Source organism: Pseudomonas sp. NBRC 100443, from assembly GCF_030268185.1.
Classification (GTDB): Bacteria; Pseudomonadota; Gammaproteobacteria; order Pseudomonadales; family Pseudomonadaceae; genus Pseudomonas; species Pseudomonas citronellolis.
This window is the reverse complement of sequence record NZ_BSQE01000029.1, coordinates 74,399-86,327: the sequence shown is the minus strand read 5'-3', so window position 1 is coordinate 86,327 and position 11,929 is coordinate 74,399. Positions and strand designations below refer to the sequence as shown.

At 68.5% G+C, this 11,929-nt stretch carries 10 protein-coding genes and 1 pseudogene; 8 read left to right on the top strand and 3 right to left on the bottom strand.

Annotated elements, in window-relative coordinates; translation table 11 throughout:
* The first annotated feature begins 960 nt into the window (after nucleotides 1–960).
* The 5 genes from QSJ95_RS28755 (at nucleotide 961) to QSJ95_RS28735 (ending at nucleotide 6,389) form a co-directional block, all read left to right on the top strand.
* Complete coding sequence (locus tag QSJ95_RS28755) at nucleotides 961–1,491, top strand: fimbrial protein (protein ID WP_009617242.1); 531 nt, start codon at nucleotides 961–963, stop codon at nucleotides 1,489–1,491.
* A 215-nt stretch (nucleotides 1,492–1,706) separates the two neighbouring features.
* Nucleotides 1,707–2,465 carry a fimbrial biogenesis chaperone gene (locus tag QSJ95_RS28750; RefSeq protein WP_009617240.1) on the top strand — a complete coding sequence of 253 codons (759 nt, stop codon included), beginning with the start codon at nucleotides 1,707–1,709 and terminating at the stop codon, nucleotides 2,463–2,465.
* A 21-nt stretch (nucleotides 2,466–2,486) separates the two neighbouring features.
* Nucleotides 2,487–5,021, top strand: a complete 2,535-nt coding sequence (locus tag QSJ95_RS28745) for a fimbria/pilus outer membrane usher protein (RefSeq protein ID WP_285646992.1) — start codon at nucleotides 2,487–2,489, stop codon at nucleotides 5,019–5,021.
* On the top strand, nucleotides 5,018–6,025 hold the full coding sequence (locus QSJ95_RS28740; RefSeq protein WP_009617235.1) for a hypothetical protein: 1,008 nt from the start codon (nucleotides 5,018–5,020) through the stop codon (nucleotides 6,023–6,025). Before QSJ95_RS28745 ends, QSJ95_RS28740 begins: the two co-directional genes overlap by 4 nt.
* A gap of 7 nt (nucleotides 6,026–6,032) precedes the next feature.
* Nucleotides 6,033–6,389 (top strand): SirB2 family protein, encoded by a 357-nt coding sequence (locus tag QSJ95_RS28735; protein WP_009617233.1) that lies wholly within the window; start codon nucleotides 6,033–6,035, stop codon nucleotides 6,387–6,389.
* Here the strand turns inward: QSJ95_RS28735 and QSJ95_RS28730 are convergent, their stop codons facing one another.
* From QSJ95_RS28730 to QSJ95_RS28720, 3 genes and pseudogenes are all read right to left on the bottom strand, one after another.
* Nucleotides 6,390–7,328, bottom strand: coding sequence for an NAD-dependent epimerase/dehydratase family protein (locus tag QSJ95_RS28730; RefSeq protein WP_069862159.1), 939 nt, complete (start codon nucleotides 7,326–7,328; stop codon nucleotides 6,390–6,392).
* Nucleotides 7,321–8,205 carry a sugar nucleotide-binding protein gene (locus QSJ95_RS28725; RefSeq protein ID WP_009617230.1) on the bottom strand — a complete coding sequence of 295 codons (885 nt, stop codon included), beginning with the start codon at nucleotides 8,203–8,205 and terminating at the stop codon, nucleotides 7,321–7,323. Before QSJ95_RS28725 ends, QSJ95_RS28730 begins: the two co-directional genes overlap by 8 nt.
* Before the next feature lie 140 nt (nucleotides 8,206–8,345).
* Nucleotides 8,346–8,618, bottom strand: a pseudogene (locus tag QSJ95_RS28720) (DUF934 domain-containing protein); the annotation flags it as partial.
* Nucleotides 8,619–8,731: 113 nt separating this feature from the next.
* Between QSJ95_RS28720 and ccoG the strand changes: the two are divergent.
* The 3 genes from ccoG to QSJ95_RS28705 all read left to right on the top strand — a co-directional run bounded on the left by ccoG (nucleotide 8,732) and on the right by QSJ95_RS28705 (nucleotide 11,847).
* Nucleotides 8,732–10,144, top strand: a complete 1,413-nt coding sequence (ccoG, locus tag QSJ95_RS28715; RefSeq protein WP_285646988.1) for a cytochrome c oxidase accessory protein CcoG — start codon at nucleotides 8,732–8,734, stop codon at nucleotides 10,142–10,144.
* A 75-nt stretch (nucleotides 10,145–10,219) separates the two neighbouring features.
* Nucleotides 10,220–11,629, top strand: a complete 1,410-nt coding sequence (mapR, locus tag QSJ95_RS28710; protein WP_285646998.1) for a GntR family transcriptional regulator MpaR — start codon at nucleotides 10,220–10,222, stop codon at nucleotides 11,627–11,629.
* Between the two features lie 95 nt (nucleotides 11,630–11,724).
* Nucleotides 11,725–11,847, top strand: coding sequence for a hypothetical protein (locus QSJ95_RS28705; protein ID WP_009617223.1), 123 nt, complete (start codon nucleotides 11,725–11,727; stop codon nucleotides 11,845–11,847).
* Nucleotides 11,848–11,929: the final 82 nt, after the last annotated feature.

Sequence of the window (11,929 nt, the reverse complement as noted above, 5' to 3'; positions counted from 1 at the left end):
GCGACGCTGTTTCAGCGTCCTGGCCTGGAGGCCGAACGTTACCGACGACGGCAGGAGCGAATACGCGAGATCAACCTGCGTCAGGGGCAGCTGTTAATAGCATGAGGCGTGCCGGACAGTAGTGCGCGAACACGGGACGCGGCTCCATCGCGAACAGCGCTTGCGCTGGCCCGAAGGGGAATAACCCAGTGACTGGCGGGTTCGCGAGCAAACTTGCTCCTACGAAAAGCAAAAGCGCGTCCGCTCTTGCTCTGGCTTTTGGATTTCCAGAGAAACATCCGCGCGCACCGGAACGCCCCTTCAGCAGGCCGAACGAAACCGGCGCTCAGGAGGTCATGCGACATGGATGTCGCGAGAGCCCCGATGGGCTACAGGGACGTACCCTCGGGGCGGGCCTCCGTGGCGGGGGAATTCGCGAGGGTAGCCCGGCTCCATCGGGCCCGTATGCGGGGCAAGCCTTTTTGGTTCCTTTTGTGGCGTTTGACAAAAGGGACTCGCCCGAGGGGGCGAAACAAGACGGTCGGGCAGACTCGGTGCGGCGCAGAAACACCCAAGCCAAGGCGGCTGGGTTATTCCCCTTCGGGCCAGCGCAAGCGCTGTTCGCGATGGAGCCGCGTCCCGTGTTCGCGGGAATGACGTGGGGGGAGATAGGCATTTCAGGATGACTCAGGATTCGCCCCCCGCTCAGGACAGCCCCCTCTCCCGCTTGCGGGAGAGGGCTGGGGAGAGGGCGCTCTTAAACCCACCTGCATAGGACCCCGGTGTCCCCGCCAACGGTTATACGCCCTACATTCCAGGCAACTTGTTTTACTTCCTGCTTTTCAATAAGTAACCCACTTATATCCGTTGCCTACCTCATTCATAGGAATACACCTACGACTCATCAGAAGTTTCCTAATATTCGAAATTTCAGGAAGCAGGGAGAATTCACCTACCGAAAAACCTGCAAGGAAAAACTCCATGAAAAGTCTCACTCTCCCCGCAGCCGTACTCCTCGCCCTGGCGGCCGGTGGCGCCCAGGCAGCGACCGGTGGCCAGATCAGCTTCACCGGCCACGTTATGGAAGACACCTGCGAAGTCAGCGTGAACGGTGGCGGCGCCGATGCCTCCATCAACCTGCCGTCGATCTCCACCAGCGACTTCGACACCGTGGGCTCCACCGCCGGCGAGCAGCGCTTCACCATTGCCCTGAACGGCTGCACCGTCGGCCAGACCTACAAGGTCGACTTCGCCTCGGCCAACGTCAACCCGACCACCGGCAACCTGGCCTTCAACGGCGAAGCCATGAGCATGTCCGGCATCGAGCTGCAGATCGCCAACGAAGAACTGGAAGCCATCGACCTGCGCACCAACGCCAACAACGTCAGTAAGCCCATGGACGAAGCCGGCCCGCTGGAATTCGCCTACTACGCCCGTTACGTGCAGACCTCGGAACTGGTATCGCCCGGTACCGCCGATACCGCCCTGCTGTATTCCATCCGTTACGACTGACAGCGGCCCCGGATGCATCCCCCTCCCCCATCGGGGGATGCACTCGGAATATTCATCACGCGCATGAACACATCGACGAAAGTTCATACACAGGCTGAATGAGTAAACGCACTTACAAGTTCTCCGGAAAACTTCACCGCCCGGGAACTTGCCAGTATGCCGGCCCCGCCTAGACTCCACCCAAAGTCCTTCTTTACAGAGAAGGAGGTTGCCCGATGCGTCCCGCTACCCACTTGTTCTTCCTGCTCGGTCTTTGCCTGCTGGCGTTCCAGGCCAACGCCAGCATCGTCATCACCGGCACCCGCGTGGTCTACCCGGCCGCCGAGCGGGACATCACCGTCAACATCCGCAACACCGGCAAGACACCGTCGCTGATCAAGGCCTGGGTGGACAACGGCAAGGGCACGCCCGGCGCCGACAAGCAGGGGCGCTCGCCCTTCATCGTCACGCCGCCGGTCTCGCGGGTCGACCCGGACAAGGGCCTGCTGCTGCGCATCGCCAACATCGACCGCTCGCTGCCCCAGGACCGCGAATCGGTGTTCTGGCTGAACGTCCTGGAGGTGCCCTCGAGCAGCCCGGACAAGGCCGACGCGGCCGCCAGCAACAACAGCGCGGGCAAGCTGCAGGTGGCCTTCCGTTCGCAGCTCAAGCTGTTCTACCGCCCGGCCAAGCTCAAGGGCGTGGCCGCCGACGCGGCGCAGCAGCTGAAGTGGCGCATCGTTTCCGAGGGCGGCAAGAGCACGCTGCGCGCGGTCAACGACCTGCCCTACTCGGTGTCCCTGGCCCGCCTGCAACTGCGCTCGGGCGCCAGGCAATACGACAACGACGACCTGGACATGGTCCCGGCCAAGGGCAGCTACGGCATCGCCCTGCCCCGCGACGCGGCGGCCTGGGCCAGGCCCGGCGCACGGGTCCGCTACACCTGGATCAACGATTTCGGCGGCCTGATCGAAACCGAAGCCACCGTCGAGTAACCCTCCCTCGCGAGGTCCATCGTGTCCCCTTCGATACTGTCCCGCCTCCTGCGTCTGGGGTGCCTGGGAGGGCTCTTCTGCGCCCTGCTCCCGGCCCCGGCAGTGGCCGCCGAAGGCACCGGCGAGGTGCACTTCGACCGCGGCCTGCTGGAGACGCTGGGCATGAGCACGGACGTTTCCGGGTTCGAGAAGAACCCCTCGGCGCTGCCGCCGGGCACCTACTCCCTCGACCTGACACTGAACAAGGTGTATTTCGGCCAGCAGGAAGTACGCGTGGTGCATACCGCCGAGCAACGCCAGGTCTACTGCTTCACCCAGGAACAACTGGAACAGTGGGGCGTGCTGCTGCCCGAGCCCGCCGCCGACGCCAAGCCCGCCAGCGGCGACTGCATCGACCTGCCCGAACGCGTGCCGCAGAGCCGCGTGGAACTGGACGGCGCCAGCGGGGCCATCCTCCTCACCCTGCCCCAGGCCTACGTCAAGCAGCGCCCGCGCAACTATGCGCCGCCGCAGAGCTGGGATTCGGGGATCAACGCCGGCTTCGTCAGCTACACCAGCAACTTCGACCGCTCCAGCAACAGCCAGGACACCCGCAACGACCTGTTCCTCGGCCTCAACGGCGGCCTCAACCTGATGGACTGGCGCCTGCGCCACAACGCCACCTTCAGCCACGGCGACACCACCCGCCAGGGCAGCCACTACCGCACCCTGAACAACTACGCCCAGCGCGACATCACCGCGCTGTCCTCGCAGCTGACCCTCGGCCAGCACTTCACCGCCGGCGACCTGTTCGACAGCATCCCCTTCAGCGGTGTGCAGCTGGAGAGCGACGAGCGCATGCTGCCCGAGAGCGAGCGCGGCTTCGCGCCGGTGGTGCGCGGCATCGCCGACAGCAACGCGACCGTGAAGATCCACCAGGGCCAGCAACTGATCCACCAGGTCAGCGTGCCGCCCGGCCCCTTCGTCATCGACGACCTGTACAACACCGGCTACACCGAGGACCTGCTGGTCACGGTGATCGAGGCCGACGGCCGCGAGAAGAGCTTCAGCGTGCCTTATTCCTATGCCGCCGAACTGCTCAGGCCCGGCGCCTCGCGCTACCAGGTGGCCTCCGGCAGCTACCGCGGCGAGGACGTCGACAACCCGCTGAAGTTCGTCCAGGGCGGCTACCGCCGGGGCCTGAGCAACAACCTCAGCGCCTATTCCGGCGCGGTGATCGCCGACAGCTACATGGCCTCGCTGATCGGCGCCGCGCTGAACACGCCCTATGGCGCCTTCTCCCTGGACGCCACCCTGTCGCGCTTCGACGCCCTGCCCGCCGACGCCGCGGGCCAGGACATGCCCGACAACGGCGAAAGCTACCGCCTGGCCTACAACAAGTCGTTCGGCGGCACCAACCTGCAGCTGTCCTACCGCCGCTCGGACAAGGGCTACCTGGGCCTGGCCGCCGCGGCCGACGCCCTGGACACCGACAACGCCAGCCTGTTCCGCGAGCGCGACCGCGTCCAGCTCAGCCTCAGCCAGGCGCTGGCCGGCGGCAGCCTGTACATTTCCGGCGTGGGGCAGAGCTACTGGACCGGCGAGCGGCGCAGCCTGACCTTCAGCAGCGGCTTCAACCGCACCTTCAACTGGGGCAGCCTGGGCCTGTCGGCGACGCGCTTCCAGAGCGTCGACGGCTACGACAACCAGTACCTGCTGAGCATCAGCATCCCGCTGGGCCGCGATGCCGGCGCGCCGCGCCTGAGCAGCACCCTGTCGCTGCAGGACGCGCACAACCGCTCGCTGCAGACCAGCCTCAGCGGCATCGCCGGCGAGCGCGGCCAGTGGAACTACAACCTGTACGGCAACCACAGCCAGGCCGACAGCGCCAGCACCCAGTCCTACGGCGGCAACCTCAACCTGCGCACCTCCGCCAGCGCCCTGGGCGCCAGCCTGGCGCGCGGCGACGGCTTCAGCCGCGAGTCGCTGTCGGCGCGCGGCAGCCTGGTGGCCTATTCCGGCGGCATCGCGCTGTCGCCGAGCCAGGGCGAGACCATGGCGATAGTCGAGGCCGAAGGCGCCGCGGGCGCCCTGCTGCCCCGCGGCCGCGTGCGCCTCGACGACGACGGCAAGGCCCTGCTCACCGGGCTGACGCCCTACCGCCACAACGAGATAGTGCTGGACGCCAAGAGCGCCACCGCCGACGTCGAGATCAAGGAAAACATCCAGAAGACCGCGCCGCGCTACGGCGCCATCGTGCGGGTGCCCTACCGCACCCGCAGCGGCATCTCGGTGCTGCTCGAACTGCGCCGCCCCGGAGGCCAGGAGGTGCCCTTCGGCGCCGAGGTCGGCGGCGCCGGCGAAGTCCTCGCCTACGTCGGCCAGGACAACCTGGTCTACCTGTACCTGGAAAAGGGCCGCGACAGCTACCGGGTATCCTGGGGCGAGGCGGACGAGCAGCAATGCAGCTTCACTTACGCCATGCCGGCGAAGAAGGACAAGCAGGACAGCTACCGGGCCATCCCGGTCGACTGCCAGGCCGCCGCCGGCGGCCCGCCAAGCGAGGAAAGACCATGATCCACCCGCGCCGCCGCCCCCTGTTCCACTGCCTGGCCCTGGCCGCCTGCCTGCTGCAGGCGCTGCCGGCCGCCGCCGACGAGTGCCCGGTCGAGCCGAACCAGTGCTACTTCACCAACCAGCAGTTCACCTACGACGGCGAGACCTACATCAGCGCCGGCCTGCCGGTGGGCAGCGTGCTGGGCACCCTGAACCTGTCTCTGGACTACGCCTGCCGCCTGCAGGAATACCTGGCCGGGGACGCCGGGCGCTACATCGTGCTGGGCGTGGCCAGCGAGGCCAGCCACATGCAGGGCAACGACTTCGCCACCAACCTCAACGGCCTGGTCTACCGGGTGATTCCCTCGGGCAAGGACGGCGTCGGCGTCAAGCAGGTGGGCGGGGTGGCCGAGCGCATCCAGCTGGGCATCGTCGGCGACCGCAGCCTGGGCCCCAGCGAATGCGTCAGCGGCTCGCTGTCCAACAGCTTCATCGAGGTGCTGAAGAACGGCCCGATCGACACCCCGGGGGTGTACTCGATCAACTTCCGCGAGCCGGCGCTGTTCGTCGGCTCGCGCTGGAACAACACGCCGCCGGCCTACCCCATCGACCCCTTCCCGGGCGTCGCCCTGACCTTCCTGCCCACCACCTGCGAGATGACCGACGCGCCGACGCGGGTCGATTTCGGCAGTTTCAGCAAGAACCAGTTGCCCCTGCAGCGGCGTTTCGACTTTCATTGGCAGTGCGACGGCGGCGCGGTCATCCACACCACGCTGTCACCGGCCAACGGCCAGCTCCTCGACGGCAACACCGCGCTGCTCCACGAATCCGCCGGTTTGCTGCTGAAGATCAAGGACCTGCAGAACGAGCGGTACGTAGTCTTCAACCAGCCCGTCGAGCACGTGGTCCGCACGCCGCGCTCGCTGAGCTTCGACACCGCCTTCGAGGCCGAGCTGCTGGCGGGCGCCGAGGTCCGGCCGGGGCCCTTCGAGTTCGTCGTGCTCTACACCACCGAATACAAGTGAGCGCCCCATGTACCTCTGGTTGAAGCACCTGCACATCACCCTGGCAGTCCTCAGCAGCCTGCTCTTCCTCTGGCGCCTGGGGCTGAGCTGGCGGGGCCGGCGCCTGGCCGGCTGGCAGCGCTGGGCGCCGCACCTGGTGGACAGCCTGCTGCTGCTCAGCGCCCTGGGCCTGGTGCACCTGGCCATGCCCTGGCCGCTGCCGCTGTGGCTGCAGGCCAAGCTGGGGCTGCTGGTGGGCTACATCGTGCTCGCCGCCTTCGCCATGCGCAGCGCGGCGCGCGGGCCCAAGGCGCTGCTCAGCGCCCTGGCCCTGGCCTGCCTGGGCGGCATCTTCTACCTGGCGCTGAACAAGCCCTGGTGGTGATCAGCGCCCGAGCAGGCGCGCCAGGCCCTCGCCGATCGGCGTCGGCCGTTCCAGGCGGTAGTGCGCCAGCAGGCGGCCGTTGTCGGCGCGGGAATGGCGGATGTCGCCAGGGCGCGCCTCGGCGTGGCTCACCGGCGGCAGGCCACCGACCAGCGCGCCGATCTCGCCCAGCAGCTGGTTCAGGCTGGTCACCTGGTTCAGCCCGACGTTGACCGCCCCTTCCGGCACCTGCGCTGCCTCCAGCGCCTGCACCAGCAACTGCACCAGGTCGGCGACGTAGATGAAGTCGCGGGTCTGCTCGCCGTCGCCGAACACCGTGATCGGCTGCCCGGAGAGGGCGCGCTGGGTGAAGATGCTGATCACCCCGGAATAGGGCGAGGACGGGTCCTGGCGCGGGCCGTAGACGTTGAAGAAGCGGAACACCGCCGGCTCCAGGCCATGCTGGCGGCGGTAGAAGTCGAAGTAGTACTCGCCGGCCAGCTTGTCCGCGGCGTAGGGCGTCAGCGGCGCCTTGGGCAGGTCCTCGACTATTGCCGTGCCCTGGCCGTTTTGGCCGTAGACGGCAGCGCTGGAGGCATACAGCACACGCTTCACCCCGGCTTCGCGCAGGGCTTCGCAGAGGTTCAGGGTGCCGATGAAGTTGCTCTGGTGGGTGGCCACCGGGTCGTCCACCGAGGCCTGCACCGAGGCCACCGCGGCCAGGTGCGCCACCGCCTGGCAGCCCTGCAGGGCGCGGCGCACCACGGCCGCGTCGGCGACGTCGCCGACCAGCAGCTCCACCTCCGCGGCGAGGTTCTCGCGCTTGCCGGTGGACAGGTTGTCCAGCACGCGGACCTTGAAGCCGCGCGCCAGCAGCGCGTCGGCCAGGTGCGAGCCGATGAAGCCGGCGCCGCCGGTGATGAGGATGGGGGCGGCGGATGCCGGGGAGATGTCAGCCATGACGGTAGTAACGGTCCAGTAGGGTCGGCAACGCTGCACGCCAGGCGCGCGGCTTGATGCCGAAGGTGTGGAGGATTTTCTTGCAGGCGAGCACCGCGTGCTGCGGTTCCTCGCTGGCATCCGGGCGCGCCGCGTGGGCCTGGGCGACGGGGTCGCGCAGGGCCTGGCCGGTGAGGGTGCGGGCCTCGGCGATGATCACCTGGCCCAGGGCCAGGGTGGTGGTGGCCTCCAGGCCGCCATAGTGGTAGGTGCCCCACAGCGGCGCCTGGCAGTCCAACTGCTTGAGCACCGAGAGGATCACCCGCGCAGCGTCGTCCACCGGGGTGGGGTTGCCGCGGCGGTCGTCCGCCAGGTACAGCTCGTCCTCGCCCAGGGCGCGGCTGAGGAAGCGGTCCAGGCTGCCGCCCGGGCTGTCGTCCAGCAGCCAGCCGAAGCGCAGCAGCACGTGGCGCGGGCAGGTGGCGCGCACCCACTGCTCCATGCGCCACAGCGCCTGGCCGCGGCGGCCCAGGGGCAGCGGCTCGTCCTTCTCGCTGTAGGCGGTGGCGCGGGCGCCGTCGAACACGCGGTAGCTGGAAGGCTGCAGCAGGAGGATCTCGTAGTGCTGGCAGAGTTCGGCCAGGCGCTCCACGGCGCGTTCCTGGCCGGCCAGGCGGGCGTCGTCGACCTGCTCGGCCTGGAACCAGTCGTGGTAGTAGGCGAGGTTGATCACCGCGTCGGGGCGGGTCTCGTCCAGCAGCAGGGTCAGGCTGGAGGCATCCCAGCCCTGCTCGGGCGGGCGCGGGGCGAGGAAGCCGATGTCTTCCTCGGCTCCCAGGCGGATCAGCGCCTGTCCCAGGGCATTACCGCCACCCAACAGCATCAGGCGCATACGCATCTTCAGGGGGTCACTCGAATCGTGGGCCACGGCCGGCGGCGTTTCGCCGACGCTTTGCCGGCATTTTTCCTGCGCACCGGAACAGCGTCAAGCGCGGCGCCACGCGCGGCGCGGCCCGGGTCCCTGAAAGCGGGCGGTTTTCAGCGCCGGCGGAACAACGGCCGCGGCTCGATTGCCGAGCGCCCGTAGAGCACGCTGAGCCCGGCCAGGCCCTTGAGCGCGTCCTCCACGGACTTGTCCGGGCGCACCGCGAAGGCGTCGAAACCGCACTGGCGCAGGTGCGCCAGCTGATCGCGCAGCACCTCGCCCACCGCGCGCAGCTCGCCGCGCCAGCCCAGGCGCCGGCGCAGCAGGTAGGCCAGGCTGTAGCCGCGGCCGTCGCGGAAGCTGGGGAAATCGATGGCGATGAGCGGCCATGCCAGGCGCGGCGCATCTGATCCGGTTTTTTGCGGGAGACCTGAATCTGTTTCGTGCCCAGGGCGCTTCCTATAGTCGCGGCGCATCCCAAGCCTGATGGGCCACGACAATGAGCCAGAGAATCCCCGCGAAGATCGTCGAGATCGCCGCCCCGCAACGCTTCACCCCGCCGCCCAAGCCGCTCTCGGCGGTCACCCCGGCGGTCTACACCAAGCGCTTCAGCGGCCGCTTCCGCGACCTGCGGCGGCTCGGCGGGGCGCTGCTGTTCCTGCTGTTCTTCGGCACCCTGTGGCTGCAGTGGAACGGCCGCCAGGCGGTGCTCTGGGACCTGCCCGAGCGCAAGTTCTACATCTTCGGCGCGACCTTCTGGCCGCAGGACCTGATCCTGCTCTCGGCGCTGCTGATCATCGCCGCCTTCGGCCTGTTCTTCATCACCGTGCTGGCCGGCCGCGTGTGGTGCGGCTACACCTGCCCGCAGAGCGTGTGGACCTGGATCTTCATGTGGGCCGAGCAGGTCACCGAGGGCGACCGCAACCAGCGCATGAAGCTGGACAAGGCCCCGCCCAGCGCCGCCAAGTACCTGCGCAAGGGCGCCAAGCACGGGCTCTGGCTGCTGGTCAGCCTGGCCACGGCGCTGACCTTCGTCGGCTACTTCACCCCGGTGCGGCCGCTGGTGGCGGACCTCCTCACCCTGAAGCTGGACCTGGAAAGCGCCTTCTGGGTGGCCTTCTTCGCCGCCGCCACCTACGCCAACGCCGGCTGGCTGCGCGAGCAGGTGTGCATCCACATGTGCCCCTACTCGCGCTTCCAGAGCGTGATGTTCGACAAGGACACGCTGATCATTTCCTATGATGCCGCCCGCGGCGAATCCCGCGGGGCGCGGCGCAAGGACGCCGAGCCCAAGGCCCTCGGCCTGGGCGACTGCATCGACTGCCAGCAGTGCGTGCAGGTCTGCCCCACCGGCATCGACATCCGCGACGGCCTGCAGATCGCCTGCATCGGCTGCGCCGCCTGCGTCGACGCCTGCGACTCGGTGATGGACCGCATGGGCTACGCCCGCGGCCTGGTGCGCTACACCTCCGAACGTGCCCTGGAAGGCGGCCGCACCCACCTGCTGCGGCCGCGCCTGGTCGGCTACGCGGCGGTGCTGCTGGCCATGTTCGGCGCCTTCGCCTGGGCCCTGCAGGCGCGCCCGCTGATCGCCCTGGACGTGGCCCGCGACCGCGGCCTGTTCCGCGAGAACGCGGCCGGCGAGATCGAGAACGTCTACAACCTCAAGCTGATCAACAAGACCCAGCAGGCGCAGCGCTACCGCCTGGGCCTGGCCGAGGACAGCGGCTACCGCCTGCAGGGCGCCCTCGACCAGCGCCTGGAGCCGGGCGAGATCCGCGACTTCGCCGTCTCGGTGGCGCGCCTGGAACTGAGCGGCAGCGGCGGGCCTGTGCCCCTGCACTTCCGCGTGAGCGCGCAGGACGGCGAACAGGTCGAGGCGGCCAGCACCTTCGTCGCGCCGAGGCGCTGAGCGATGGCCCCGCGGCATGGCGGCGGCGCCGCGCAACGCCTAGAGTGGGAGCTCCCCAACGGCCCCCGGGACAAGATGAAGCGCTACGAGAAATTCGCCGACGAGATCGCCGAGCTGATCCGCAACGGGGTGCTCGCCCCCGGGCAGAAGGTGCCCTCGGTGCGGCACGCCAGCCGCACCTACGGGGTCAGCGCTTCCACCGTGTTCCAGGCCTACTACCTGCTGGAGGACCGCGGCCTGATCGTGGCCCGCGCGCGCTCCGGCTACTTCGTCCGCGAGCACGTGCGCCGCGCCCTGGCCGAACCGGAGATCGCCCGCCACGAGGCGCAGACCACCGAGGTGGACGTCAGCGAGCTGGTGTTCTCGGTGCTCAGCTCGATCAAGGACCCGGACACCGTGCCCTTCGGCTCGGCCTTCCCCGCTCCGGAGCTGTTCCCCCTGCCGCGCCTGGCGCGCTCCATGGCCCATGCCGTGCGCGACATGGAGCCACGCGCCGCGGTGGCCGACATGACCCCGGGCAGCCACGCCCTGCGCCGGCAGATCGCCCTGCGCTACATGGTCAACGGCACGCCGCTGCCGGTGGAGGAACTGGTCGTGACCAACGGCGCGCTGGAGGCGCTGAACCTGTGCCTGCAGGTGGTCACCCAGCCCGGCGACCTGGTGGCCATCGAGGCGCCGGCCTTCTACGCCACCCTGCAGGTGCTGGAGCGGCTCAAGCTCAAGGCCGTGGAAATCCCCGTGCACCCGCGCGAGGGCATCGACCTGCAGGTGCTGGCCGACAGCCTGGAGCACCTGCCGATCAAGGCCTGCTGGTTCATGAGCAACTTCCAGAACCCGCTGGGCGCGAGCATGGGCGAGGACCGCAAGCGCGCCCTCGCCGGCCTGCTGGGCAAGCACCAGGTGCCGCTGATCGAGGACGACGTCTACGCCGAGCTGTACTTCGCCCAGCAGGCGCCCAAGCCGGTGAAGGCCTACGACGCCGAGGGCCTGGTGATGCACTGCGGCAGCTTCTCCAAGAGCCTGGCGCCAGGCTACCGCGTCGGCTGGGTGGCCGGCGGGCGCTTCCACGAGCAGATCGAACGCCTGAAGCTGATGACCAGCCTGTCGGCCTCGGTGCCGGCCCAGGCGGCCATCGCCGACTACCTGCAGCACGGCGGCTACGACCGCCACCTGCGCAAGCTGCGCCACGCCCTGGAAAGCCAGCAGCACGCCATGCTCGCCGCGGTGGCCCGGCACTTCCCCGAAGCGACGCGGGTGACCCGCCCCAGCGGCGGCTACTTCCTCTGGCTGGAACTGCCCGAACGCATCGACGCGCTGAAGCTGTTCCAGCTCGCCCACGCCCAGGGCATCAGCATCGCCCCCGGGCCGATCTTCTCCGCCACCCGCGGCTTCCGCCACTGCCTGCGGCTGAACTACGGCCATCCCTGGACGCCGCGCAGCGAAAAGGCTATGGAGACCCTGGGGCGGATCATCCAGTCGCTGTAGCGCTGCTCCGTACATTCGGACAGGATCTGTATCTGTGCGACAGATTGCCGCAGGCATAGGCTGTCAGACCAGACCCCGGACGAAGGACAGCGACCATGGATGCGGAAACCCTGACGATCCTGCTGACAGTGGGCACCGCCCTGGGCCTGCACCTAGGCGTGCGCTGGTACATCCGCCACGGCCTGCCCGGGCGTGGGCCGGATGATTGGATGGCGTAGGCATGATCGCGGATGAATCCGCTCCTACGGGATGAGCGAGCATGGCTCTTCGTAGGATGGGTTGAGCGAAGCGATACCCATC